The following is a 26,520-nucleotide window of genomic DNA, read 5'->3' on the forward strand; positions in this document are numbered from 1 at the left end:
TGGGAATGCCCCCTGCCGAGCATGGCTCGGCACTACCCCCTCCCTTTCGCGCAGCGAAGGGGAGGGCTGGGGAGGGGTGCTTCTGGCTGGGAATGCCCCTGCCGAGCATGGCTCGGCACTACGCTCCCTCCCTTTCGCGCAGCGAAGGGGAGGGTTGGGGAGGGGTGCTCTTGGCTGGGAATGCCCCCTGCCGAGCATGGCTCGGCACTACCCCCTCCCTTTCGCGCAGCGAAGGGGAGGGCTGGGGAGGGGTGCTTCTGGCTGGGGATGCCCCCTGCCGAGCATGGCTCGGCACTACCGCACTGTTGGTCGAGTCAGCGGTACACCACATGCCGCAACAGAACGAAGCTCAGGCCAGCCAGGCTGACCTCGACCACCGGCTTGGCCAACCAGGCGTATTGCAGGCCCAACGACTGTGCCACCCAATCGATCAGCCCGGTGCTGATGGCGGTCAGCAGCAACCACAAGACCAGAAAGCGCGCGAAGCGTTTCCAGCCGTGACGTTGCTCGCCCTGTGCGGCGAAGGTGTAGCGTCCGTTGAGCCAGAAGCCGAGCAGCGCGCCACTGACCCGCCCCAACAGGTTGCCCGGCGCCACCGGCACTCCCAAGGCGGTGGCGGCGACGAATACGGCCCAATCCAGCGCAAGCTGCAGCAGGCCAATGGCGATGTACTGGCTGCCTTGGCGGAGCAGGCTCATGGTTGCGCAGGCTTGATGGACGGCCTGCAATGCTAACCCCATGCGCTTAGAATCCCGAGACTCTCGAAGGAAGTTCCACGCATGACCCAGCCGCTGCACGTCATCATCCTCGCCGCCGGCGCCGGCAAGCGCATGAAATCGCTGTTGCCCAAGGTGCTGCAACCCATCGCCGGGCAACCGATGCTGGCGCACGTGATTGCCACCGCACGCGAACTGCAGCCGGCCGGCATCCACGTGGTCTACGGCCACGGCGGTGAAGCCGTGCGTGCCGCCTTCGACGACCAGCAGGACCTGCTGTGGGCCGAACAGAGCCAGCAGCTGGGTACCGGCCATGCAGTCCTGCAGGCGATGCCACAGGTGCCGGACACGGCGCAGGTGCTGGTGCTGTACGGCGATGTGCCGTTGATGCGCGCGCAGACCCTGGCTGCCTTGTTGGAGAACGGCCCCCGCCTGGCGGTGCTGGTGGCCGAGCTGGACGACCCCTCGGGGTATGGCCGTATCGTCCGCGATGCCGAGGGCAAGGTCGCGGCCATCGTCGAGCAGAAGGATGCCAACGACGAGCAGAAGCGGATCCGCACCGTGAACACCGGCATCATCACCGCCGAATCCACCGCGCTGCGCCGCTGGCTGTCCGGCCTGTCCAATAGCAACGCGCAGGGCGAGTACTACCTGACCGATGTGTTTGCCTCCGCCGCCAGCGAGTACGCGCCGGCCGAGCTGGTGCTGGTTGCCGACGCGCAGGAAGCCGAAGGCGCGAATGATCCGTGGCAGCTGTCGCAGCTGGAGCGCGCCTGGCAGCTGCGCGCGGCCAAGGCACTGTGCGAGCAGGGCGCGCGTCTGCTGGACCCTTCGCGCTTTGATCAACGCGGTACGGTGAAGGTTGGTCGCGATGTACAGATCGATGCCAACGTCATCCTGGAAGGCGAGGTCGAGTTGGGCGATGGTGTCAGCATCGGTGCCTTCGTGCGGCTCAAGGACGTCAAGCTTGGCGCGGGCACCGAAGTGCGTCCGCACTGTGATCTGGAAGGCGTTGTCAGCGAAGGTGCCGCACAGATCGGTCCGTTCGCGCGGCTGCGCCCGGGCACGGTGCTGGCCGATGGCGTGCACGTGGGCAACTTCGTGGAAACCAAGAAGGTGACGCTGGGCAAGGGCAGCAAGGCCAACCACCTCACCTACCTCGGTGATGCTGTGATCGGCAGCGGCACCAATATCGGTGCCGGCACCATCACCTGCAACTACGATGGCGTGAACAAGTTCCAGACCACGATAGGCGACAAGGTATTCATCGGCTCCAACAGCTCGCTGGTGGCGCCGCTGACCATTGCCGATGGCGCCACCATTGGTGCCGGTTCGGTGATCACCCGCAATGCGCCGGAAGGCAAGCTGACGGTGGCACGCACCCGCCAGCAGACGATCGAAGGCTGGGTGCGCCCTGTCAAGAAATCCTGAGCCGAGGTTGGCGCGGCGCGATGAACTCGCGCTGCTGCCGCTGATCGAAGCGCAGGCGGGTGAACGCCTGCGCGGGCATCGCGCAGCGGCAGTGTTTGCTGCAAGCCCGACTGAGCCGGCGTTGTTTGAACAGGCCTGGCAGCACGGAATGCTGTGGGTAGTTGTCAGTGAGGACGCGCTGGCCGGCTACCTGATGGCAGGTGTGCTGGGCGAGGATTTCCATATCCAGCAGATGGACGTGGCACCGGCGCATGGCCGCAAGGGCCTCGGCCGTGCCTTGCTGCGGCACGCGTTGCAGCAGGCGAGGGCGTCCGGACATCGCCGGGCGGTGCTCACCACCTTGAGCGACGTGGCCTGGAATGCGCCCTTCTATGCCAGCGAGGGTTTCAGTGAATGGCCAGCGCACGCATGGAGCACGGGCATGCGCGAGGTGATGGCGGCGGAGGCGGCGGCAGGTTTTCCAATGGAGCTGCGTCTGGCAATGCGGCGAACGTTGGAGTGAGTGCCAAGCGTTTTTGTGGGAGCGGCGTAAGCCGCGAAGCCGATGCAAGATCAGAAGCGGTAAAGCCAACCCCTCCCCTGCAGCCAAAGGGAGGGGGCGTAGTGCCGAGCCATGCTCGGCAGAACATTCTCCATGACCCCGCCAATTTGTAGGAGCGGCGTAAGCCGCGAAGCCAGGATATTTTCAGATCAACCGCTAGTGTGGTCGCTGATGCGGTATCAGCTTCGCGGCTTACGCCGCTCCCACAAGCGCAAACCCAACCATACTCGCTTAGTCATGTGGCAGCAGGATCGCCACGCACAGGCCGCCATCCTTGCGGTTCTGCAGGGAGATGCGGCCGCCGTGGGCTTCGATGATCTCGCGGGTCAATGCCAAACCCAATCCGGTGCCGTTGCGCTTGGTTGAATAGAACGGCATCAATGCGTTCTGCAGCACCGCCTCGTTCATGCCGGTGCCGCGATCCAATACCTCGATGCGCAGCCAGTTGGGCAGTCGCGCGATGCGCACCTCCACCGAATCGTCCGGCGCACCATTGTCGGCGCCCGCTTCGTGCGCATTCTTCAGCAGGTTCAGCAGTGCTTGTGAGAACTGTGATTGATCCAGCCGGCTGTATTGTTCGTCGACCATCGGCGCCATGCGGAAGCTGATCTGCTGCTGCAGGCCATGCAGGAACTGGCTCCAGGCAACGGTCTGCAGCTGCGGCTGCGGCAGCTTGGCGAAGCGTGCGTAGCCGCGGATGAAACCTTCCAGGTGACGCGCGCGTTCTTCCACCGTGCCGAAGATATCTTCAAGGCGATCATGGCGGCCGCGCCGTACCAGCTCGGCACCGGAATGCGCCAGCGAGGCAATCGGTGCCAGTGAGTTGTTGAGCTCGTGGCTGATCACCCGAATCACTTTTTTCCAGGTCTGCACTTCCTGGCGGCGCAGCTCGGCGGTGAGCAGGCGCAGCAGCAGCAGCTCGTGGGGCCGCCCGTTCAAATGGAAGGCGCGACGCGACAGGTGGTAGATCTGCTCGTCGTCGTCATCGTCCTCGGCTGCGTCTGGATCGCGCACGGCGAACAGGCTGTCACCGCCACGGGCGATGGCATTGCGCAGCTCGATCGGCATGTTCTCCAGCAACTCGTGCATGCGCTGGCCTTCAAGCTTCCAGCCACCGTGCAGCAGCTTGCGTGCCGCAGTGTTGGAGAAGGTCACACGCTGTACGCCATCGCCACCATCGGTGAGCAGCAGCATCGCCACCGGCGTGTTCTGCACCATGGTGTCGAGCAGCAGCTCGCGCTGAACCAGCGATTGCCGCTGCTCGCGCAGCACATCACCCAGCTCGGCATGGGCCTGCACCAGCTGTGCGAATTCGTCATGGCCGCGCCAATGCACGCCGAAGTTGAACTCGCCGTCGCGATAACTGCTGGTGGTACCGGCCAGCGCCCGCAGCAGCGAGCGGATCGGCGCGGTGGCGCGTCTCAACGCCCACCACATCGCAGCGAGCAGGAACACGGTGGAAACGCATACCACCACCCAGCCGCGGTCCATCCAGTACGCCAGGAACCACGGCAAGGCCGCTGCGAGCGCCAGCACTGGCAGCAGGCGCAGGAACAGGGTGAAGGTGAAGGAGCGGGTTATCACGGGTGTGTGCTCACTCGCGCGGAATGCCGTGGCGATCCATGCGCCGGTACAGCGCCTGTCGGCTCAGGCCGAGCTCGGCGGCGGCCTGGGCGATGACGCCGCCGGCACGTTCCAATGCGCTGACGATGTGCTCGCGGTCAGGCTCGTCAGCGGCTGCAGTGGGCCTTGCGGGCGCACGCGGCAGGTTGAGGTCGGCGACTTCGATACGCGGGCCCTGCGCGAGCAGGGCGGCGCGCTGGATCACATTGCGCAGCTCGCGCACGTTGCCCGGCCAGTTGTGGCGCTGCAGCGCCTGCAATGCCGGTGCCGACAGCGGCTTGCCGTCGGCGAGGAAGTACTGCGCCAGTGGCAGGATGTCCTCGCGGCGCTCAGCCAGCGGCGGCAGGCTCAGCTCGACCGTATTGAGCCGGTAGTAGAGATCTTCGCGGAAGCTGCCCGCACGGATCATCGCCGGCAGGTCGGCATTGGTGGCGCTGACCACGCGTACCTTCACCTGCCGCTCGCGGTTGGAGCCCAGCCGCTCGAAGCGTCCGGTCTCCAGCACGCGCAGCAGTTTCATCTGCCCGGTCAGCGACAGGTTGCCGATTTCGTCCAGGAACAAGGTGCCGCCATCGGCCGCCTCGAACTTGCCTTCGCGGGCCTTGTTGGCACCGGTATAGGCGCCGGCTTCGGTACCGAACAGTTCGGCTTCGATCAGCTCGGAGGGAATGGCGCCGCAGTTCAGTGCGACGAATGGGCCCTTCTTGTGCGCGGAATTGGCCTGGATGATTTCGGCGATCTTTTCCTTGCCGGCGCCGTTGGGGCCGGTGATCAGCACCGGCAGTTCCGAGCGCGCGACCTGGCAGGCGAGGGCGATGATGCGCTCGCTGGACGGGTCGGCGAATACCAGCCCGCGCAGATCATAGCGATCGTGCAGGGCCTGTTGCTGGCGCTGCTCGCGGGCACGGCGACGGGCCAACTCACGGCGCGCCTCGGCCAGTTCCAGCAGGTTGTTGACCGTGGTCAGCAGGCGACCGTCGTCCCAGGGTTTGGCCAGGTAGTCGGAGGCACCGGCCTTGACCAGTTCCACCGCGCTGTCCAGGTGCGTCCAGGCGGTCAGCAGGATCACCGGCAGGTCCGGATGCGCCTGGCGGATACGGCGGAACAGATCCTGGCCTTCCTCGCCGGAGGTGGTGTCGGCGGTGAAGTTCATGTCCTGCAGGACCAGATCGAATTCATGTTCAGCCAGCATCGCCAGGCCCTGGTCCGGCGAGGTGGCATGGCGGGTGTCGATATCGTGCAGGGAGAACAGCACGTCCAGCGCGGTGGCCACGGCGGTGTTGTCGTCGATGATCAGGATCTGTGGCATCGGTTGTCGCAGAAGAAGATGAAGGGACGCAGCGCGGGCGCTGAAGTCAGCACATTACACGTTGCCGAACGGGTTGGGCGGGAGTTGTGAAAGTGCCCTGTCGAGGTCCAGGAGTGCCACGCGGTGAGCCGCTCGTTGCGTCGTCCTTGTGGGGGCGTCTGTGCTGCCCTGCACCGGTCTGTAGTTCATGGAGTCGCCGCGCGGTGCGCGTAGCTCAACACCCGCGTCGCCTGCCACTGACCATCACGCAGGCGCCAGACGATGACGAAGTCGGCCACGCCATCACAGTGTTCGCCCTTCAGATCGCAGAATTGGTGCTGGCCTTGTTCGATCGCGCCGAAATCCTTGATCGGGAATACCTCCAGCGTGGCGGGCAGCAACTGCCGGGTGTAGTTGCCGCAGACATGCTTGCGGGTGTTCGCCAGCATGGCCTCGCGGGTCCAGGTGACACCACCGTTGTCGTGGTAGAACTCGACCGCCGTGTCGAAATAGCCGGCATGCTTCTCGAACTGGGCCGGATCGCTGCAGCGGTTGAAGCTGTCGAACATGCCGTGGTCGAGTTCAGCGATGGTGTCGTGCAGGCTGGCATTGTCCGCATCAGCGGCGTGCGCGGGGACCATCGGCAGCGAACAGAGCGTCAGCAGCAGGCAGGTCAGCTTGGTTTTCATCGGGCGACTCCGGGAAACAGTGGAAGAGGATCAGGCAGCGCGGGTGGCGACCGCCGGTGGCACGGCCGCTGCGCGACGCGCGGGCCCAAGCACGGCGATCTGCCCCAGCAGCAGCAACAGCACCGCTGCCACCGGCAGATACACCAGCGGCAGGCGTGGCAGTTCGTACCGGCTCATCAGGAACATGTTCAGTGCATAGGCCAGGATCAGCCCCACGAAGATGCCGGCACTGCTCAGCAGCAGGTTCTCAAGCTGGAAATTGCGCAGGATGTGCTTGCGGGTTGCACCGAGGGCGCGGCGGATGCCGATCTGGCGCGTGCGCTGCTGCACCCAGAAGCTGGCAAGGCCGACGATGCCGAAGGCAGTAACCGCCAGCAGCGCGATGCAGACCGCAAGCAACAGCCAGATCACCGAGCGATCACGGTGCTGGAAGGCGTCACGCATGTGCGACACGGTGCCCTGCTCCTCGATGATGCGGTTGGGATCGGCCTTGTTCAACGCGGCGATGGCGGCCTTCAGCACGGCCTCGCGCTGCTCGGGGCGGGTACGCAGTGCATAGGCACCGTTGGAGACGCGGACCGGGAACACCATGCTGTCGAAGCGGCTGCTGAACTCGCCAGCTTCGCCGGGTGCCATCAGATCGTCGACGATACCAACTACCTGGGTCGGCTTGCTGCCCCAGACATAGATGTTGCTACCCACCGCGTTGCCAAAGGGAAACAAGGATTTGGCCAGGGAATGGCTCAACAGCACGCTCGGTACCGCCGGGCTGGTGGAGCCGCCCGCAGTGAAGGCACTGTTCTCCAGGTACTCGTCCGGCGTGAAACTGCGGCCTTCGCGCAGTTGCAGGCCAAACGTCGGCAGCAACTGGCCGTCGTCCATGTAATTGGTGGCATGTACCGTCGGACGTGTCTGGTTCGGCTGCAGGCGTATGCCCGAGCCCCAGACATTGCTGCCATACGGGATCTGGTTGATGCTGCTGGCTGCCTTCACGCCGGGGACGGCGGCAAGTGCGGCCAGGTCCTGCTTGCGCAGCGCATCGTAGTTGACGTCCGGCAGCAGGCTGCTGGTGGCCAGGTAGACCAGCTCGTCCTCGGCCACGCCGCTTTTCAGCTGTAGCTGTGCAACGCGGTTGCTGATGATGAAGACCGCGTTGCAGATGATGGCGCAGCTGATCGCGATCTCGAACACGACCAGCAGTGCGGCAATCTTCTGGCGGGACAGCATCGACAGGGTCGGGCGGATGTTCAAGGGGGTTCTCCGTGGCGGCGCAAGCTGCCGTTGCTGACGGGGTGGATTCAATGCCACCGCGTCATTGGCTCTTGAGCTGTAGTGCGGAGGGAATCTGCATGGCCCGCCAGGCCGGCAGCAGCCCGGCGACCAGGCTCACGCCCACTGCCAGCACGAAGGTCATCCACAGGGTGGTGACATCCATCTGCGCCAGCTTTGCGTACTCGTCCGGTTGCTGGCGGATCAGCCACAGGCCCATCGCGGCAAAACCAAGCCCCAGCACGCCGCCAGCAAGCCCGATCAAACCGGCTTCGGTGAGGCATTGCTTGAAGATGTCCGCGCGTGAAGCGCCCAGCGATCGGCGTACACCGATCTCGCCGCTGCGGCGCAGGAACTTGGCCAGCAACAGGCTGACGGTGTTGATCAGGCAGACCAGCAGGAAGCCGAAGGCCAGCCACATCTGCAGACGCACGTCGTTGGGCACGATGCGGTTGAAGTCCAGCCAGCCCATCACGTTGTGCAGGCGCACGTTGGTGGGACGTTCGAAGCGCCCGCTGGCGCGCTGCGTATCGGAATAGTCGGCCAGGTACTTCAGGTAATCGCCTGCCTTCTGCGGCGTGTCCAGCTCCACCCAGTACTGCAGCCAGGCACAGGGCGCAGTCAGGCCGCGGTTGCCGTCGCCGTCATCGCTGCTGCCCCAGCAGTTCATGCTGCCCTGGGTGTCCAGCTTCAGTGCGCGCGAGCTGGAGAACGGCAGCAGCACCTGCTCGTCACCGCCATAGCGCTGACTGGTCAGGTCGTAGAAGCGCGGTGTGGGCTTCCAGCTGCCGAGCAGCCCGACCACGCGGAACACGCCCTGTGGCAGACGCAGTTCTTTGCCGATGGCGTCCTCGCTTCCATACAGCCGCTGCGCCAGTTTGCGGTCGATGACCGCCACCAGCGCACGGCTGTCATCCTCGGCCGCACTCCATGCGTTGCCGGCCGCCAGCGGCACCTCGAACATCGGGAAGAAGTCCGCCGAGGTGTAGCGTGCCATTGCCCGGAACGGCTGGGCGGCGCTGCCGGTGGGCAGCACCGTCACCGAGCCGGCCGTCATCACTGCCTGGCGGTCAGCGCGCTCCTGTCGCAGCAACTCCTCGGCGTCATAGCGGGTCATCTGCTCCAGCGGGTCCGATTCCAGCGTGGCGTCCTTGCCCAGGCTGCGCGGTTCCAGCTGCGGGTAGAACAGCTGCTGGCTCTTGCGTGGAATTGGATCCCCTGACAAGACGAAGTACAGGCCAAGGGTGGTCATGGTCGCGCCGATGCCGACAGCAATGGTCAGCACCATCAAGGTGGTCAACACCTTGTTGCGGCCGAAGCCGCGCCACGCCAATTGCAGGTAATAGCCGAACATGTCCCTTCCTTGAGCTGACGTATCAGGTGCTGCGTGTGGCCACTGCCGGTGGAATCGATGCTGCCTTGCGGGCCGGGCCGAACACTGCGATCTGGCCCAACAGCCACAGCAGTACCGCGCCCACCGGCAGGTACAGCAGCGGCAGGCGCGGCAGCTCGTAGCGACCCATCAGCCACTGGTTGAGCAGGTAGGCCAGCAACATGCCGACCACGATGCCGATGCCGGCCAGCAGGAAGTTCTCGGTCTGGAAGTAGCGCAGGATCTGCGCGCGGGTGGCACCCAGTGCACGACGGATACCGATCTGCTTGGTGCGCTGCTGCACCCAGAAGCTGGCCAGGCCGATGATGCCCAGCGCGGTCACCAGCAACAGCAGGCCACTGACGATCAGCAACAGGCCGATCATGTCGCGGTCGTTGGCGAAGTTCTTGGCACGCTTCTCCTCAACGGTCTGCTTGGTCCAGACCAGGCGGTTGGGATCGTTCTTGTCCAGCGTCGCCAATGCCTGCTTCAGCACCTCGTCACGGCGTCCCTGCTCGGTGACGCGCAGGATGTAGCGGCCGCCGTTGGAGAAGTTCATGCGGATCGGGAAGATGAGCGAGTGGGTGCGGTTGTTGTCCTGCATGTTCGGACGCAGCAGGGTCTGTGCCACGCCAATCACGGTGACCGGGATGTTGGCCATGTACAAGGTCTTGCCAACCGCATTGCCGTCCGGGAAGAACTGCTTTGCCATTGCTTCGGTGAGAATGGCTGGTGCTTTCAGCTTGCCCAGGTCTTCCACCTTCTCCAGCACATCGCTGCTCTGGTACTCGTCGGCATTGAAATCACGACCAGCGATCAGCTTCAGGCCCAGGGTCTTGACCGCGTTTTCGCCAACCATGTACTGCGCGCCATTGATCGATTGTGCGTCCGGCTCGGGGGAGATGGCCAACGAGGTGTTCCAGGAGCCGCCCTGGAACGGCAGCTGGTTGACGATGGTTACGCTTTCGACGCCTGGGATGCCGCGCAGCGAGGCAAGGTCCTCGGCTGTGCGGGCATCGGCATCAACCTGTTCACCGATACCGCTCAGGCCGATCTCGATCAGGTGGCTGTCATCTATGCCGCTGGCCAGCTGCATGGCGTCGATGCGCTGCGACACGATGAACAGCGCATTGCAGATGATGGCGCAGCTCAGCGCGATCTCCAGCACGATCAGTGCGGCAGCTGTTTTGTGCCGCGACAGCGTGGAGAGGATGGGACGGATTTCCATGAGGTATCTCCAAGGAAGCGAGAAGTGAGTGAAGAGGAGTGAGGAGTGAAAAGGGGAAGCGGCAAACATGCTTCCCTGTCTCAGCCGAACGCACTGCCTCTATGAGGGCGTCCGCAAACGTGGTGAAGGGGAGGTGCGATCTGGATTTCTCTCATTTCTCACTCCTCTTCACTCGTTCCTGCTTCACTGGCTCTTGAGTTGCAGTGCCGGGGCCACCTGCATGGCGCGCCAGGCAGGCAGGATGCCGGCGAGCATGCTGGCCAGCACCGCCAGGGCGAAGGTGACCAGCAGCATCGAGCCATCCAGATGTGCAAGTGAGGCGTAGTCGGCCGGCCGCTGGCGCACCGCCCATAGGCCGAACAGAGCGAATACCAGACCGAGCAGGCCGCCGGCCAAACCAATCGTGCCGGCCTCGATCAGGCACTGCTTGAAGATCTCGGCGCGGCTGGCACCCAATGCACGACGCACGCCGATCTCGCCGCTGCGGCGCAGGAACTTGGCCAACAACAGGCCCACGGTATTGACCAGGCAGACCAGCAGGAAGCCGAAGGCCAGCCACATCTGCAGGCGCACGTCGCCCGGTACGGCATTGCGGTGTTCCATCAGCTCCATGACGTCGCGCAGGCGGGTATTGGCCGGGCGTTCGAAGCGACCAGCGGCGCGCTGCTGCTCGGAGTAGTTGTCCAGGTAAGCCTTGAAATCCTTGGCATCACCAGGCGAATTCAGCTCGACCCAATATTGGATCCACGAGCACGGCACATTCGGCGCGGTGGCGTCGTTGACCAACTCGCGACCGAAGCAGTTCATGTTGCCATTGCGGCCCAGCTTCAGATCCAGTGCCGTGCTGAAGGGCAGGTAGACGTCTTCCTCGGAGTCGAACTTGCCCGAGTACAGGTCGTAGAACTTCGGTGCCGGCTTCCATTCCTTCAGGACGCCGACGATGCGCATGGCATTGCCTTCGACCAGCACTTCCTTGCCAACGCTGTTTTCGCCCTTGAACAACTTGTCATTCAGGGTATCGCTGATCACCGCCACGCGGCTGCGGCCCTGGTCCTCGTCACCGGTCCAACCCTGGCCGAACGCGAACGGCGTATCGAACATCGGGAAGAAGTCGGCCGAGGTGTAGCGCATGCTGATGCTGAAAGGCTTCAGCGCGTCGATACGCGGATCGACGATGCCACCACCGCCGGTCATCATCGCCTGGCGCGGTGCTTTCTTCTGCCGCAGCAGTTCTTCGGCGTCGAAGCGGGTCAACTGCGACTCAGGTTCTTCACCGGCTTTGTAGCCTTCCTTGGTGTAGGGATCCAGCTGCACATAGAACAAGCGATCGCTCTTGTGCGGGATCGGGTCGCCGGAGAGCACCTTGAACACCGTCAAGGTGGTCATCGCCGCACCGATGCCGAGCGCGATGGCCAACACCATCAGTGCGGTCAGGATCTTGTTGCGGCCGAAGCTGCGCAGCGCAAGTTTGAAGTAGTAACTGAACATGGACGATCCTTGGCAGCTCAGGCGCTGCGCGTGGCGACGATGGGCGGGATGGAAGCGGCGCGCAGGGCAGGGCCGATGACGGCGGCCTGGCCCAGCAAGCACAGCAGTACGGCACCCAGCGGCAGGTAGTACAGCGGCAGCCGGGGAATTTCGAAGTAATGCATCAACAACTGGTTGCCGGTGTAGGCCAGCAGCATGCCGAGCACGATGCCTGCGCTGGTCAACAGCAGGTTCTCGGTCTGGAAGTAGCTGATGATCTGGCGGCGGGTCGCACCCAGGGCACGGCGCACGCCGATCTGCTTGGTGCGCTGCTGCACCCAGAAGCTGGCCAGGCCGATGATGCCCAGCGCGGTGACCAGCAACATCACCAGGCAGATGCCCAGCAGCAGTCGGGTCATGCTGCGATCCTGCTGGAAGTAGACCTCGCGCAGTTCCTGCAGCGGCTTGCTGTAGTCGGCGGAGATGATCGCCTCCGGGGTGACCTTGGGCGCGGCGGCGACGGCGTCGCTGACGATGCGCTGCAGGTCGCGCGGGTTGGCGCGCATCACATAGGTGCCGGCCTGCGCATCGGTGGTCACCGGCACGATCACCGACCACTCCATGCCAGCCAGGCCGTTCTCGCTGCGGCCTGGGTCCGGCCGCGAGAAATGTGCCAGTACACCGGCCACGGTGAGCTGGTAGTCGCCCATCCACAATTGTTTGCCCAGCGGGTCCTGGCCCGGCCACAGATGCCTGGCAAAGGCCTGGGTGATCCAGACCTGCGCGTGCGCCGGCAGGAAGTTCTCCACCGGCTGGTAGTCGGCATCGCTGAACATGCGGCCCTGTACTGGCTTCAGCTGCAAGGCATCGATGGCACCTGCGTCCATCAGGTAGAAATGCGGCACGCCACCATGGTGCTTGCCTTCCGGATCCAGCGAGACACCGGCGGTGCCGGCGCGCTGGCCAAACGGTACGGCGTTGAGGACGCCCACCGCCTGCACGCCGGCCTGGCCACGAAGCTGCTGCAACCAGCGGCTGTTCACGTCCACCTCTTTGCAGGCGTCACAGTCGAGCAGGCTCAGTGTCGCGATGGACGCCTCGTCGACGCCGCTGTTCATGCCGATCAGCTCCATCCGCGACGCGGCCAGGAACAGGGCATTGCACAGCACCGCGCAGGCCAGTGCGATTTCGAGCACGATCAGGCTGGCGGCGATGCGATGCCGCGACAGCGTGCTGATGATGGGTTTGATATCCAGGGTCATCGCTTACAGCGCCTTGATCTGCAGGGCCGGATCGATGCGCGCGGCGCGCAGCGCCGGCAGCAGTCCAGCAAGGACGGTGGTGGTCACCGCGGTGGCGAAGGTGAGGCCAAGCATGCTCATGTCCAGCTGCACCATGTCGGCGTAGGCCAGTGGCTGCTGGCGGATGCTCCACAAGCCGACCAGGGTGAACAGCAGGCCCAGCACCGCGCCGCCAACGCCGATCAGTGCGGCCTCGATAAGGCACTGCTGGAATACCATCGCGCGGGTCGCGCCGAGTGCACGCAGGACACCGATCTCGCCGGTGCGGCGCAGGAACTTGGCCAGCAGCAGACCGATCGTGTTGAACAGGCAGATGACCAGGAAGGCCAGGGCCATCCATGCCTGCAGCTTGACGTCACGCGGCACCACGCCGTTGTAGTCCATCCACTCCATCAGGCTGCGCAGGCGCGTCAGCTCGGGCTGGCTGATGCGGCCCAGCTGCTGTTGCTGCTGCACATAGGCCTGCAGGTGTTGTTGGTAGGCAGCAAGCTTTGCGGCGCTGTCCAGTTGCACCCATAGCTGCAGCCACACGCAATCGGTGTTTTCCAGGTAGCCGGGTTTCTCGGGCAGCTTGTTGCAGGTGAACTGGCGGAAGTTGCCGGCGTTGATCTGCAGACCGGTGAAGAACGGAACCATTACGTCTTCGACCTGCCGGTAGTAGTCGGCGGTGTCGCCCTGCGCGAAGCGCCCGCCCGCCACGGTGTAGAACAGGGGCGAGGGGCGCCACGGCGCGAGCACGCCGATGATGCGTACTTCGCTGTCGCGGATGCGCAGCATCTTGCCGGTGCTGTCCTTGCCGTCGAACAGGCGCTGGTTCAACTCCGAGGAAATCACCGCCACGCGGGCGCGGCGCTGGTCATCCTCGGCCGACCAGCCGGCGCCGTAGGCCATCGGCACCTGGAACATCGGGAAGAAATCGGCGGTGGTGGACAGCAACGTGGTCATCATCGCCGGCTCTTGGCTACCGGGAGCGGATAACTTGACGGGGCTGTCCACCACCAAAGCCTTGCGATCGGCTGGACCATCACGCCACAGGTCGGTCGCCGAGGTGTAGTCGAGCATGTCCAATGGCTCGCGCCGCGCCCGCTCGCCGCGCGTCGATGCATCCACCTGCGGGTAATAGATCTGCCCACTGCGCCCGGGCAGTGGATCGCCCGAGAGCAGGTGCTTCACCGTCAGCGTGGTCATCGACGCGCCGATGCCCATCGCAATCGACAGCACCATCAGTGCGGTCAGCACGGGGGTGCGGCGCAGGCTGCGCAGGCCTTGGCGGAGGTGGTAGGCGAACAGCGACATGCGCGGGATCAGCCCTGGTTGTCGGCAACGGCGGCGATGCGGGCGGCGTGTGCCAGCACCGGCTCGCGGATCAGGTCGGTGGCCTGGCCATCGACGATGTGCACGTTGCGCTGGGCGCGTGCGGCCAGTTCCGGATCATGGGTGACCATGACGATGGTGGTGCCCTGGCTGTTGATCTCTTCCAGCAGCTCCATGACGCCACGTGCCATCTGCGTATCCAGGTTGCCGGTCGGTTCGTCAGCCAGCAGCAGGCGCGGGCTGCCAGCCAGGGCGCGGGCGATGGCCGCACGCTGCTGCTGGCCGCCGGACAGTTCAGCCGGATAGTGCTTCATGCGCGAGCCCAGGCCGACGTCGGTCAATGCCTTCTCGATGCGCTGCTTGCGCTCGGCCGAGGGCATGCCACGGTAGCGCAGCGGCACATCGACGTTGTCGAACAGGTTGAGGTCGGGGATCAGGTTGAAGCCCTGGAAGATGAAGCCGATCTTCTGGTTGCGCAGGCGCGAGCGGGCGTCGTCACCGAGATGGCTGACGTCCTGGCCATCCAGCAGGTACTGGCCGCTGGTGAAGGTTTCCAGCAGCCCGGCGATGTTGAGGAAGGTGGTCTTGCCCGAGCCCGAGGGGCCGGTGACCGCGACGAATTCGCCTTCGCGCACATGCAGGTCCAGCGAACGCAGCGCATGGGTTTCGACCTGCTCGGTGCGGAAGACCTTGGAGACGGATTGCATATGGAGCATGGGTATTCCTTTCAGCGACGGGGAATGTGGTGGGTGGAGCGGTGTGCTGGGACTGCGTTTGAATGGGTGTAGCCAGGTCCGGCGATGGGGGCGGGAATTCGAGGGTTACAGCGTGGACGGCAGGGTTCACGACAACCCGGACGCCTGCAGCTGTTTCCCATCACGATTCCCGAATCCCCATTCCCGGCCCCTATCAATTGATCGACACGCGTTCGATGTCACCGAACAGATCCGCACCGGAGACAACGATCTTCTCGCCCGGCTGCAGGCCGGAGACGATCTCGACTTCGCCCAGGCTGCTGACGCCGGTCTGGATCGGACGACGCACCGCGGTGCCGCCGCTGACCACATAGGCGTAGCGACCACCGGACTGCTCGACGAACGGACCACGCTCGACCTTGAGCACGTTGTTGCGGGTGTCCAGCAGGATGCGTGCGCTCATCCGCTGGCTCTGGCGCAGGCCCGGCGGCTGCTTGTCGGAGAAGCGCAGGCGGGCGACGACTTCACCGTTCACCACTTCCGGCGACACCGCGGCGATCTCGCCCGGGAACGGCTGGCCGGAGCCGCTGGTCAGTTGGGCCGGCATGCCGAGGGCGAGGTCACGGGCGAAGCTTTCCGGCACCTTGATTTCGATCTCGAAGCGCGACAGATCGACCACGCCCAGGATCGGTGCGTTGGCGGCCACCTGGGTGTGCTGGGTCGCCTGCACCTGGCCGACCTGGCCATCGAAGGGGGCGCGCAGGGTCAGCGCATCCACCTGACGCTTCACTTCAGCCACCACCGCCTCCTGGCGATCCGCCATCAAGCGCTTGTTGCGCGCGTCCAGGCTTGCGCCCTGGCTTTGCAGGCTGGCGTCCTGCTGGGCGTGCTGCAGTTCGATCTGGGCTTTCTTCAGTTCGTCCTGGGCCTTGGCCAGGTCGACCTGCGGTACCGCGCCGCCATCGAAGCCGCGCTGGTAGCGTTGCAGGTCGCGTTCGGCAGCGGTGCGCACCAGGCCGGCCTGGTCGGACAGCTTGGCGCCGGTGGCGCGGGCCAGGGTGGCATCCAGTGCGGCGCGGCTGGCTTCGGCCTCCAGGCCGGCCAGGGTGGCCTGTTCCTGGGCCAGCTTGCTGCGCAGTTCCGGGCTGTCGATCACCGCCAGCTCCTGGCCCTGCTTGACCACGTCACCGGCGACCACCTTCAGGGTCACGGTGCCGGCGGAGATGGCGTACAGCACCGGGCTGTTGGCGGCGATGACGCGGCCATCGGCAGCGATGTCGCGGACCAGGTCGCCGCGCTTGACCTCGGCAATGCGCAGGCGGTCACCGTCGAAGGAGCGGCTGGCGCCCAGCCAGTTGCTGACCACGTAGCCAATGCCGGCCACCACCACCGCGGTGATCACCGCCGGCCACATGTAACGCCGCCACACGGGTTGCGGGCGCTGGGTACTTACCTGGTCCTGGGCGGAGGTGTCGCGGATCATCGTCGGCTTCGCTGCTGGGTTTGTTATCCATTAAGCAGGTCGCGTGCCAACTCCAAATGATTGAATTTGTTTGGAAAATATTCACCGTTGTGAGTGTCCGGGTGTCCGCGGACGCTCACCCGGACAGTGTCCGGGTGCCGATGTCCCGGCATGTCCGCTGGTTGTCTGATCCGGCTGACTTAGAATGTCCGCTCGTAATTACCAATGGGTAGGCTATGTGCGGGATTGTTGGGGCGATCGCGGATCGCGATGTGGTTCCGGTACTGATTGAAGGACTCAAGCGGCTGGAATACCGCGGCTACGATTCCTCGGGCATCGCCGTGCTCGATGGCGAGCACATCCGCCGCGTGCGCCGCACCGGCCGTGTCGCTGAAATGGAAGGTGCGGCCATCGCCGAACAGTTCCATTCGGTGCTGGGCATCGGCCATACCCGCTGGGCCACCCACGGTGGCGTCACCGAATCCAATGCCCATCCGCATATCAGCCACGGCGTGGCGCTGGTGCACAACGGCATCATCGAGAATCACGAGGAGCAGCGCGAGAAGCTGCTGGCGCTGGGCTATGTATTCGAGTCGCAGACCGATACCGAAGTCATCGCCCACCTGATCCACCATCACCTCAAGGCCGATCACGATGACCTGCTCAGCGCCCTGCAGCGCACGGTCAAGGAATTGACCGGTGCCTACGCATTGGCAGTGATCAGTGAGAACGAACCCGGACGCATGGTGGTGGCACGCATGGGCTGCCCGCTGCTGGTTGGCCTGGGCGATGGCGAGAACTTCGTCGCCTCGGACGTATCGGCCATCCTGCAGGCCACCCGCCGGGTGATGTTCCTGGAAGAGGGCGACACCGCCGAACTGACCCGTCAGGGCGTGCGCGTGTTCGACGCCAACAACGCCCCGGCGCAGCGCGAGCAGCGCATGTCGGACGTGTCGCTGGCTTCGCTGGAGCTGGGCCCGTACCGCCACTTCATGCAGAAGGAGATCCACGAGCAGCCGCGCGCGCTGGCCGACACCATCGAGGCGGCGATTGATGCGGGTGGTTTCCCGGCAGCGCTGTTCGGCAAGAATGCCGAAGCGGTGTTCAAGGACATCGAAGGCGTGCAGATCCTGGCCTGCGGCACCAGCTACTACGCTGGCCTGACCGCGCGTTACTGGATCGAGGCCATCGCCGGCCTGCCGTGCAGCGTGGAAATCGCCAGCGAATACCGCTACCGCGCCGCCTATGCCAACCCCAGGCACCTGATCGTCACCATCTCCCAGTCCGGCGAAACCCTGGACACGATGGAAGCGCTGAAGTACGCGAAGTCGCTTGGCCACACGCATACGCTGTCAATCTGCAACGTGCCGGAAAGCGCGATTCCGCGTGCCAGCGAACTGGTCTGCTACACCCGCGCCGGTGCCGAGATCGGCGTGGCCTCGACCAAGGCCTTCACCACCCAGCTGGCAGCGCTGTTCCAGCTGACCGTGGTACTGGGCAAGCTGCACGGCAAGGTTGATGCCGAGCAGGAAGCGGGCTACCTGGAGCAGCTGCGGCACCTGCCGGGCAGCGTACAGCACGCCTTGAACCTGGAGCCGCAGATCATCGCCTGGGCCGAGCGTTTCGCCGGCAAGTCGAACGCGCTGTTCCTTGGCCGCGGCCTGCATTATCCGATCGCCCTGGAAGGCGCGCTCAAGCTCAAGGAAATCTCCTATATCCACGCCGAGGCTTATCCGGCCGGCGAGCTCAAGCATGGCCCGTTGGCACTGGTGGACGCGGAAATGCCGGTGGTGGTGATCGCCCCCAACGACAGCCTGCTGGAAAAGGTGAAGTCCAACATGCAGGAAGTGCGTGCGCGCGGCGGTGAGCTGTTCGTGTTCACCGACCAGGACAGCAACTTCAACGCCTCTGAGGGCGTGCACGTGATCCGCACGCCGCGCCATGCCGGCGTGCTCAGCGCCATCGTCCACACCATCCCGGTGCAGATGCTGGCCTACCACACGGCACTGGCCCGCGGCACCGATGTGGACAAGCCGCGCAACCTGGCCAAGAGCGTTACCGTGGAGTGATATCTGTCACGTAGATGTAACCCGGGCTGCGGATAATCGTCCCCAGCAGCCCGGTTCTCTCTCCCCCGATGTTGCTCGAAGCCCGGCCCAGTGCCGGGCTTTTGCTTTTTGAGGTGTCCGGATGGCCCCTACAGACGGCGCTCCGGATTCGGTTCACAGTTCGTGCCGGGTGCGTGGTTGGGCCTGTAAGGTCAAAAGTGTGATTTGAATCACAAATGGCGTGATTGTGGCGCGCTGCTTTTGCCGGTTAACCCAATAGAACGAAAAAAAAGCCGGCGTTGCCGGTGGGGATGTCATGACAGGGGGCTGTATGTGTGTTGCGAAAGGCGTGCCGCCAGGCTGGGTGGTGCGCGTTCAGTGGTGGACGCTGGCCGTTGCTCGCGCAGCGGCGGTCGGGCTACGCGTATGAGCCCGCGTTACCACTTCATTGCCGGCCTGCCACGCTCCGGCTCGACCCTGCTGGCCGGCATCCTGCGCCAGAACCCGCGCTTTCATGCCGCCATGAGCAGCCCGGTCGCCGGGCTGATCAATGGCGCGCTGGAACAGATGGGGGCGGGCGGCGAATCGGCGGCCTTCTTCGACGAGGCCAAGCGCAAGGCCATCTGCAACGCCATCCTGGACGCCTATTACGCCGACACCCCGGCGCAGTTGGTGTTTGACACCAACCGCCAGTGGACCGCGCGCATGCACCAGCTTGCCGGGCTGGTACCGGACTTCAAGGTCATCTGCTGCGTGCGCAACCCGGCCTGGGTGATGGACAGCTTCGAGGCCATCCATCGACGCAATCCGTTCGACTACAGCCGCATGTACAACCCGGCGACGCGGCAGACCGTGTATAGCCGCTGCGAGCAGCTGATAAGCGCTGGCGGCGTGGTTGGCGGCGCCTGGACCGCGCTCAAGGAAGCCTATTACGGCGAGTTTTCCGAGCGGCTGCTGTTGCTGGACTACGAGCTGCTGACCCGCCACCCGGCACGCACCATGCAGTTGGTGTACCAGTTCCTGGGTGAAGCGGAATTCGCGCACGACTTCGACAATGTCGAGTACGCCGAAGAAAGCTTCGACCAGCAGTTGGGTGTCAAAGGGCTGCACGACGTGCGCCGCAAGGTCGAGTTCAAGGCCCGGCGCAACATCCTGCCGCCGGATCTTTTCAACAAATACCAAGACATGGATTTCTGGCAGGACCAGACGGGCAGCTCGGCCGGCATCATCGCCGCCCGGCGTTCCGAAACCCAGGCTCCGCTCATCACCAAGGCCACCCCATGAAGCACGCACTGCTCGGCGCATTGTCCACACTGTTGCTCCCGTTCTCAGCGCATGCTGCTGGGTCAGCTGCAGGAGGCTACCTGATGCGCGGTGGCTATCAGCCAAGAAGTTATATGCGGATGGGGCAGGGTGATGCTGTAGCAAGCCTGCCGCTTGGCAAGGCCTCCAGCCACAAGCCGCGCGCCGGTGTCGAGCAGTCCAGCGACACGCTGGACATCCAGCAGCATGCAGGCATCACCGAGCTGGTGGTGATCGACAGCTCGGTGCAGGACCGGGCCACCCTTTATGCGGGACTCAATCCCGGTGTCGGCGTGGTTGAGATCGATGCGGGCCGTCCAGGACTGCCGCAATTGGTGCAGGCCCTGCGTGGGTATCGGGACCTTGCCGCGATCCATGTGGTGTCGCATGCCAGCCCGGGGGTGCTGCAGCTGGGCAGCAGCCGCATCACTGCCGAATCCCTGCATGCAGAGTTGGGCACGATGCAGGCGTTGCGTGCATCGGTGCGCGAAGGCGCGGACCTGTTGTTCTATGGGTGTGATCTGGCTGCTACCGACGACGGTGAGGTAATGCTGGGCATCATCCGTGACCAGAGCGGGATGGACGTGGCGGCTTCCTCCAACTTGACGGGCGCCGTGGGGCAGGGCGGGGATTGGTTGCTGGAAGTTCAGCGCGGTGATATCGGGACATCGCTGGCCTTTTCGGACAAGGCATTGCGGGATTACTCCGGTGTGCTGGCGGCGTCCAACGGGTTAAAGACGTTTTCCACCGGATGGACCGACAACAACATCAATCTGACCTCCCAGGACTTCATCGTTACCGGATGGGATGTGGGTGGCTCGGCCATCGGCAATGTCAGCATTTACGCCTACGCACCGAACGTTGCGTATCTTCAATGGCAATTCAACAACACGACGACTGGCACCTACTTCAACGTCGCCGCCGACGGAACGAATACAGGTACTTTCGAGCTCGCTGGGCTGGAGGCGGGGGAAGCGCCGGGCCTCGGTGGACAATTCACGAATGTGAGAATTGTCGGCATCAAACCGGATGACTCCACAGTTACTTCCGCCACATTGAGTGGGACCGCGATAGAAAATGAGACATTTTCTTTTGGTCCCTCGCAGCTGGCTGCGTTCAATGGTGTCAAGTTGAAAGCCTTCAAGCTTGTCTTCGACACCAGCTCTGCGTGGGAGACCAAGCCATACTTCGAATTCCGGAACTTCACGGTTACCGCTGCGCAGGCGCCGGTGCCGGTTGTGTCGGACTCGCGCATAAGCATCTCCGGTGCCAGCGGAACCGGCGGCACCTACAAGATCGGCGATACCGTTACTGCGACCTGGAACAACACCGCAGGCGGTGACAACAACGTGGGGATCACCGGCGTCACCATGGATTTCAGCCAGTTCGGTGGCAGTGCAACCGTGGCGGCGTCGAGCAGCGGCGACACCTGGACCGCGACGTATTCCATTACGTCGGGCTCCATCGATGCAACCAACCGCAACATCAGCGTCAGCGCGACCAACGTAGCCGGCACAACCACCACAGCAGATACCACCAATGCAACCGTAGATAACATCGCGCCAACGGTGACAGACGCGCGGATCAGCATCAGCGGCGCTACTGGAACCAGCGGTGCCTACAAGATCGGCGATACGGTGACCGCCACCTGGAACAATACCGCCGGCGGTGACAACAACGCCGACACCATGGCCAGCGTCACTGTGAACTTCACCGACTTCGGTGGTGGTGCAGCCGTCGCAGCCACCAACAGCTCGGGCACCTGGACGGCCACCTATACGATAGTTTCCGGCAACATCGATGCCGCCAATCGCAATGTCAGTGTCACTGCCACCGACAATGCGGGCAATGCAACGGCAACGTCTGACACCACCAATGCCCGGGTGGACAACAATCCGCCCTCTGTCAGTAGCATCGTGGTGTCCGGCTCACCATCGTCGGCGGATTCGTCGATGGCTTTCACCGTGACTTTTGATGAGACGGTGGCGAATGTCTCCACCGACGACTTCACCCTGGTGGGAGCGGGAGCCACTGGCACCATTGCCAGCGTCTCAGCATCCAACGGTTCGTCGGTCAACGTGAACATTGCCGGCATCTCCGGTAGCGGAACCATCAAGCTGAACCTCAATGGCTCTACCAATATCGTCGATGGTGCGGGTAACGCGATTCCGTCCTACAGCAGTGGCAGTGCCCATACCGTTGCCATACCAACTGCGCCAGGTATACCTGCCATCGGGATGGCGACCGCTGGTGACACGCAGGCGACGGTGACTTTCACCTCACCGAACAATGGTGGTTCGGCGATCACGACCTACACCGCAACCGCCAACCCGGGTGGTGCAACCGGTAGCTGTGCCGGTCCGGCTGCCTGTGTCATTACCGTTGGTAATCTGATCAACGGTACGGCCTATACGTTCAGCGTGACGGCGACGAATGCCATCGGCACCGGCAGCGCTTCGGGCGCATCAAACAGTGCCACCCCGATGGCCAACCAGGTCATCACCTTCGCCCAGCCGACCAACTACAACTTCGGTGCTACGCCTACGTTGACTGCCAGCTCTGCCTATGCAATAGGTGGGGCAGCAACGGGCTTGGCGATTGACTTCACCTCGTCCACGACAGGCGTTTGCACCATCACCAGCAGCGGTGTGTTGACCTTCATTTCCGCAGGCACCTGCACCATCGATGCCGACCAGGCGGGTAACTCGTCGACGAATGCTGCTTCCACCGTTACCCGTAGTTTCACGGTCAATGCGATCGTGCCTGCTGCGCCGACCATCGGCACGGCAACTCCGGGCGACCAGCAGGCAACGGTGACTTTCACTGCACCGGCAAGCACCGGTGGCTCGGCCATCATCCCGAACGGGTATATCGTCACCGCAATCCCCGGTGGGATTACCGAAGTGGGCTCATCATCGCCGATCACCGTGACCGGGCTGACCAACGGTGTCTCCTATACGTTCACAGTGACGGCGACCAATTCGGCCGGTACCGGCAGCGCCTCCGGGAGCAGCAACGCCGTCGTCCCAGCTTCGCCGCAGACCATTACCTTCGCCAACCCGGGGGCGCAGAGCTTTGGCACGATGCCGGACCTCCGCGTCGTCAACGGTGGTGCGTCGGCGACCTCGGGATTGGACGTTACCTTCACCTCCTCAACCACCGGCGTGTGCACTGTCACCAGCGAGGGGCTGGTCACTTTTGTGACGGTGGGCAGTTGTACGATCCACGCTGATCAGGCCGGTAACAGCAGTTACCTGGCGGCGGCACAGGTCAGCCGCACTTTCACGGTCAATGCGGTTGTTCCTGGGGCGCCCACCTCGGTAGTTGTCACTTCCGGCGACAACCAGGCCAGCGTGGCCTTCGTGGGGCCCATCAACACGGGGGGCACGAGTATCACCGGTTATACCGTTACCGTCAGTCCGGCCGACGTCGCGCCGGTCAACGGCGCTGGTTCGCCAATCGTGGTGAGCGGCCTCACCAACGGTCAGCCCTATACCTTCACCGTCACCGCCGACAACAGCGCGGGTACCGGGCCGGCCTCCAGTGCGTCGAATTCGGCGACACCTGCGGCAACCCAGACCATCACGTTCAACAACCCGGGGGCCCAAACCTTCGGCACCACGCCAACGCTGACCGCCACCTCCGATTCCGGCCTGACGCCGACGTTCAGTTCCAGCACGACGAACGTATGCACCATCACCAGCGGTGGTGCGCTGACCTTCCTGACCGCCGGCACCTGCACCATCAATGCCGACCAGGCCGGCAACGGCAGCTACCTGGCCGCCACGCAGGTGGTCCGCAACTTCGCGGTGAACGCCGTGCTGCCGGGTGCGCCTGTTATCGGTACCGCCGTCGCGCAGGGCGTTGACACGGCCGAGATCAATTTCACCGCGCCAGCCAGCAATGGCGGTACCGCGATTTTCTCGTATACGGTAACGGCCAGCCCCGGTGGGCTGACCAAGTCTGGCTCGGGTAGTCCGATCACGTTCAATGGCCTCAGCCCGGCAACTACCTATACGTTCACGGTGGCTGCGACCAATGCGGTCGGCACTGGTTCGGCGTCTGCCAACTCCAACCAGGTCAGCACCATTCCGTTGCTGAAGGCCAATGATGTCAACCAGAACATCGGCTACGGTGCATTGCCCACCAGCATCAACCTGTCGATCACCGGCAGTGCGGATGAAGTGTTGATCATGTCGCAGCCGACACACGGCACCGCGACGGTCAGCGGTACCTCGATCAGCTACCAGCCGCAGCCAGGCTATGCGGGCCCGGACCAGTTCACTTATGCGGCCAAGGATGCATACAGCACCTCCACGCCGGCACAGGTGGACATCACCGTGGCGTCACCAACGCTGGGCATGACCACATCCGCGCTGCAGGCGGCGCGGGCCAGTACGCCGTATACGCAGACGCTGGCCGCAAGTGGCGGCACCGGGCCGTACACCTACGCTGTCAGTAGTGGCAGCCTGCCCACCGGCATCACACTGTCTGCAGCGGGCGTGTTGAGCGGTACTCCAACCCAGGTGGGCAGTTTCAACGTCACCATCACGGCGACCGACAGCAGCAGTGGAACCGGGCCGTTCGATGTTGCGCAGTCGTACAACCTGGAAGTGGATGCCGCGCAGGTGGAGCTGGACCTGAGCGCGCTACCACCTGCAAGCGGAGACCAGGACTACATCCAGGCATTGATGGCCCGTGGTGGTACCGCACCGTATCGCTTCATGGTAATGAGCGGCCAGTTGCCGCCGGGCCTGGCATTGGCGGCGGATGGTACGTTCTCCGGCGAGCCTCAGGCCGCCGGCAGCTACACCTTCACCTTGCAGGTTACCGATGCCAACGGGTTCACCGGCACCGCCCCGGTGACCTTGAAGGTCGACCTGAGCGTGCAGGAGATCACCAACATCCACACCGATCCTGAGCTGCCGGAGTTCGTCAAGGGAGGTAGCTTCACTGCTTCGGCTACTGGTGGTGGTTCCGGCAACCCGGTGCTGTTCAGCAGTGGCTCGCCGGCCGTCTGTTCGGTGACCGGTGCGCAGGTGATGATGCTTTCAGCAGGTACCTGTGTGTTGAACGTGGACCAAGCCGGCAACGCCATGTACCAGGCCGCGCCACAGGCACGCCTTGAGGTTGCCATTACCGCCGCCACGCCGACGCTGCAGTGGATGCAGCCGCTGAGCAAGATCTATGGCGAAGCCGCGTTTGATCTGGTCGATCCGCGTAGTGACAGTCAGGGTGTCTTTACGTTCAGCAGCAGCAATACCTCGGTGGCAACGGTCAGTGGCCGCACCGTTACCCTGGTCGGGCCAGGTACCGCGACGTTGGTGGCCACACAGCAGGCGCATGGCAGCTACACCGCGGCGAAGGTTGACGTGGAGCTGACGGTGAACGCCCGCCCGGATCCGACCCTGGATGCCGAGGTGCGTGGTGGTTTGCAGGCACAGGTGGACGCCAGTGTGCGCTTTGCACGCGTGCAGCTGGGCAACATCCAGTCGCGCTTGCAGCAGGTCCGCTCGGGTGAGAATGCGTCGTCGGCGGCGTTGACCCTGGCCTATGCGGGCGATCTGCTGGGGCAGGGCATGTCGGTGCCGGTGAAGCTGCCGGTCAACCACTTCACGGGCATGCCAAGCGGGTGGGGCGGCTGGATGTCCGGTACCGCCACGTTCGGCAACAGTGGCCATCAGCGCGGTGGCAGCTTCGACTTCAACACCGACGGCATCAGCCTGGGTGTGGACCGCAGCTTCGGTGACAACGGCCTGCTCGGCATGGCCGCCAGCCTGGGCCGCAACCGCACGCGCTTCGACGCCTCGCCGTCGCGGATGGATGCCGACCAGTACTCGCTGGCGATGTATGGTCTGTGGCGTGCAGGTGAGCACCTGTTCGTTGACGGCGTGGTCGCGCAAGGCCAACTGGACTTCGATGTCGCGCGCTGGAGCAGTGTGGCTGGCACGATGGCGCTGGGCCAGCGTGATGGCAGCCAGTCCTTCGGCGCGCTGACCTTCGGTTACCAGCAGCAGCGTGGTGCCTTCAGTCTGTCCGGCTATGGCCGCTTCGATGGCAGCCGTAGTCGCCTGGATGGGTATCGTGAGCACGGGCTGGGGGTGTATGACCTGGCCTATGCCGATCAGACCGTCAGCAACAGCGGTTTGGCCGTGGGCTTCGATGGCAGCTACAGCTGGCAGGGTGGGCGGGTGTCATTGCGCCCGTTCTGGAAGCTCGAGTACCGCCAGTCGCTGTCCAATACCGGTGATGCCTGGATGAACTATGTGCAGCAGCCCAGTGCGGGCGGCTATGTGCTGGACATGCAGGCGTATGCTGACAACATGGTGACGGCGGCCGCGGGCTTTGATGTGAAGACCGATCGGGGCTGGCTGATCTCGCTGCTGTTCGGGCGCGACCAGGGCAGCAACAGCGCGTCCAGCAGCAGTGTAGGCCTGCGCATCAGCTATGGCAGCGCTGGGATGGGTGCTTCCATGATGCCTGCGCAGGTGGGAGAGTCAGCATTTGATGACTGCAAGGGACGTCGCTGCAGGCGTCCAGGCGGGAGCCAGCCCGGTGAGGCTTTCCCGTAATCCATCGCGATAGCGGAACGAAGACGCCCGGCGAAGTGCCGGGCGTCTTCGTTCCAGGCCCGCTAAGCTGCCCACTCTTGTGATCGCGAGCTGAACCTGTTGCTTTGTGAAAGTACCCAAATCGCCCCTTGCCACGCACTGCATGGTCGAGGGGGCATCGTGTCTGTCGCCCCTGCCATTGGGAGCAGGTGATGACGAGGTG

At 64.1% G+C, this 26,520-nt stretch carries 17 protein-coding genes; 5 read left to right on the forward strand and 12 right to left on the reverse strand.

All coding sequences use genetic code 11. The annotated features are described in order from the left end of the window. Window positions 1-314 precede the first annotated feature (314 nt). Entirely contained in the window at window positions 315-698 is a 384-nt protein-coding gene (locus AC1VXC_RS03000; RefSeq protein WP_313173331.1) for a GtrA family protein, read from the reverse strand. Window positions 699-779: 81 nt separating this feature from the next. Here AC1VXC_RS03000 and glmU point away from each other — a divergent pair, with 81 nt between their 5' ends. Next, window positions 780-2,147 carry a bifunctional UDP-N-acetylglucosamine diphosphorylase/glucosamine-1-phosphate N-acetyltransferase GlmU gene (gene glmU / locus AC1VXC_RS03005; protein ID WP_313173330.1) on the forward strand — a complete coding sequence of 456 codons (1,368 nt, stop codon included), beginning with the start codon at window positions 780-782 and terminating at the stop codon, window positions 2,145-2,147. 7 nt (window positions 2,148-2,154) lie between these two features. Beyond that, entirely contained in the window at window positions 2,155-2,649 is a 495-nt protein-coding gene (locus tag AC1VXC_RS03010) for a GNAT family N-acetyltransferase (protein WP_481539986.1), read from the forward strand. Window positions 2,650-2,919: 270 nt separating this feature from the next. Here the strand turns inward: AC1VXC_RS03010 and AC1VXC_RS03015 are convergent, their stop codons facing one another. The 11 genes from AC1VXC_RS03015 to AC1VXC_RS03065 form a co-directional block, all read right to left on the reverse strand. Continuing rightward, on the reverse strand, window positions 2,920-4,272 hold the full coding sequence (locus AC1VXC_RS03015; RefSeq protein ID WP_313173328.1) for a sensor histidine kinase: 1,353 nt from the start codon (window positions 4,270-4,272) through the stop codon (window positions 2,920-2,922). 10 nt (window positions 4,273-4,282) lie between these two features. Continuing rightward, the gene (locus AC1VXC_RS03020) at window positions 4,283-5,620 is read right to left on the reverse strand and encodes a sigma-54-dependent transcriptional regulator (protein ID WP_313173327.1); all 1,338 of its coding nucleotides are present in this window, start codon (window positions 5,618-5,620) and stop codon (window positions 4,283-4,285) included. Window positions 5,621-5,805: 185 nt separating this feature from the next. Beyond that, on the reverse strand, window positions 5,806-6,288 hold the full coding sequence (locus AC1VXC_RS03025; protein WP_481539292.1) for a nuclear transport factor 2 family protein: 483 nt from the start codon (window positions 6,286-6,288) through the stop codon (window positions 5,806-5,808). Between the two features lie 30 nt (window positions 6,289-6,318). Further along, the gene (locus tag AC1VXC_RS03030; protein ID WP_481539293.1) at window positions 6,319-7,539 is read right to left on the reverse strand and encodes an ABC transporter permease; all 1,221 of its coding nucleotides are present in this window, start codon (window positions 7,537-7,539) and stop codon (window positions 6,319-6,321) included. A 61-nt stretch (window positions 7,540-7,600) separates the two neighbouring features. Next, window positions 7,601-8,911, reverse strand: a complete 1,311-nt coding sequence (locus AC1VXC_RS03035) for an ABC transporter permease (protein ID WP_481539294.1) — start codon at window positions 8,909-8,911, stop codon at window positions 7,601-7,603. 22 nt (window positions 8,912-8,933) lie between these two features. After that, window positions 8,934-10,157, reverse strand: a complete 1,224-nt coding sequence (locus tag AC1VXC_RS03040) for an ABC transporter permease (RefSeq protein ID WP_313173323.1) — start codon at window positions 10,155-10,157, stop codon at window positions 8,934-8,936. A 183-nt stretch (window positions 10,158-10,340) separates the two neighbouring features. After that, window positions 10,341-11,645 carry an ABC transporter permease gene (locus tag AC1VXC_RS03045; protein ID WP_313173322.1) on the reverse strand — a complete coding sequence of 435 codons (1,305 nt, stop codon included), beginning with the start codon at window positions 11,643-11,645 and terminating at the stop codon, window positions 10,341-10,343. A 17-nt stretch (window positions 11,646-11,662) separates the two neighbouring features. After that, window positions 11,663-12,886, reverse strand: a complete 1,224-nt coding sequence (locus tag AC1VXC_RS03050; RefSeq protein ID WP_313173321.1) for an ABC transporter permease — start codon at window positions 12,884-12,886, stop codon at window positions 11,663-11,665. Between the two features lie 3 nt (window positions 12,887-12,889). Continuing rightward, a complete protein-coding gene (locus AC1VXC_RS03055; protein WP_481539298.1) occupies window positions 12,890-14,215 on the reverse strand; it encodes an ABC transporter permease in 1,326 nt (441 codons plus the stop codon). 14 nt (window positions 14,216-14,229) lie between these two features. Then, window positions 14,230-14,955, reverse strand: a complete 726-nt coding sequence (locus AC1VXC_RS03060) for an ABC transporter ATP-binding protein (RefSeq protein WP_313173319.1) — start codon at window positions 14,953-14,955, stop codon at window positions 14,230-14,232. Window positions 14,956-15,148: 193 nt separating this feature from the next. Further along, window positions 15,149-16,417, reverse strand: a complete 1,269-nt coding sequence (locus tag AC1VXC_RS03065; RefSeq protein ID WP_313173318.1) for an efflux RND transporter periplasmic adaptor subunit — start codon at window positions 16,415-16,417, stop codon at window positions 15,149-15,151. A gap of 215 nt (window positions 16,418-16,632) precedes the next feature. On the opposite strand from AC1VXC_RS03065, the gene glmS reads away from it, so the two are divergent. From glmS to AC1VXC_RS03080, 3 genes are all read left to right on the forward strand, one after another. Further along, a complete protein-coding gene (gene glmS / locus AC1VXC_RS03070; RefSeq protein WP_481539295.1) occupies window positions 16,633-18,465 on the forward strand; it encodes a glutamine--fructose-6-phosphate transaminase (isomerizing) in 1,833 nt (610 codons plus the stop codon). A 405-nt stretch (window positions 18,466-18,870) separates the two neighbouring features. Beyond that, complete coding sequence (locus AC1VXC_RS03075; protein WP_481539296.1) at window positions 18,871-19,728, forward strand: sulfotransferase; 858 nt, start codon at window positions 18,871-18,873, stop codon at window positions 19,726-19,728. A gap of 83 nt (window positions 19,729-19,811) precedes the next feature. Further along, the gene (locus AC1VXC_RS03080) at window positions 19,812-26,318 is read left to right on the forward strand and encodes a DUF4347 domain-containing protein (protein WP_481539297.1); all 6,507 of its coding nucleotides are present in this window, start codon (window positions 19,812-19,814) and stop codon (window positions 26,316-26,318) included. Window positions 26,319-26,520 lie beyond the last annotated feature (202 nt).

Source organism: Stenotrophomonas sp. STEN033 (assembly GCF_056856655.1).

Coding starts and splice junctions, on each gene's coding strand:
- AC1VXC_RS03000 (WP_313173331.1), bottom strand. CDS start 698: ATGAGCCTGCTCCGCCAAGGCAGCCAGTACATCGCCATTGGCCTGCTG.
- glmU (WP_313173330.1), top strand. CDS start 780: ATGACCCAGCCGCTGCACGTCATCATCCTCGCCGCCGGCGCCGGCAAG.
- AC1VXC_RS03020 (WP_313173327.1), bottom strand. CDS start 5,620: ATGCCACAGATCCTGATCATCGACGACAACACCGCCGTGGCCACCGCG.
- AC1VXC_RS03025 (WP_481539292.1), bottom strand. CDS start 6,288: ATGAAAACCAAGCTGACCTGCCTGCTGCTGACGCTCTGTTCGCTGCCG.
- AC1VXC_RS03035 (WP_481539294.1), bottom strand. CDS start 8,911: ATGTTCGGCTATTACCTGCAATTGGCGTGGCGCGGCTTCGGCCGCAAC.
- AC1VXC_RS03040 (WP_313173323.1), bottom strand. CDS start 10,157: ATGGAAATCCGTCCCATCCTCTCCACGCTGTCGCGGCACAAAACAGCT.
- AC1VXC_RS03045 (WP_313173322.1), bottom strand. CDS start 11,645: ATGTTCAGTTACTACTTCAAACTTGCGCTGCGCAGCTTCGGCCGCAAC.
- AC1VXC_RS03050 (WP_313173321.1), bottom strand. CDS start 12,886: ATGACCCTGGATATCAAACCCATCATCAGCACGCTGTCGCGGCATCGC.
- AC1VXC_RS03060 (WP_313173319.1), bottom strand. CDS start 14,955: ATGCTCCATATGCAATCCGTCTCCAAGGTCTTCCGCACCGAGCAGGTC.
- AC1VXC_RS03065 (WP_313173318.1), bottom strand. CDS start 16,417: ATGATCCGCGACACCTCCGCCCAGGACCAGGTAAGTACCCAGCGCCCG.
- glmS (WP_481539295.1), top strand. CDS start 16,633: ATGTGCGGGATTGTTGGGGCGATCGCGGATCGCGATGTGGTTCCGGTA.
- AC1VXC_RS03075 (WP_481539296.1), top strand. CDS start 18,871: ATGAGCCCGCGTTACCACTTCATTGCCGGCCTGCCACGCTCCGGCTCG.
- AC1VXC_RS03080 (WP_481539297.1), top strand. CDS start 19,812: ATGCGCGGTGGCTATCAGCCAAGAAGTTATATGCGGATGGGGCAGGGT.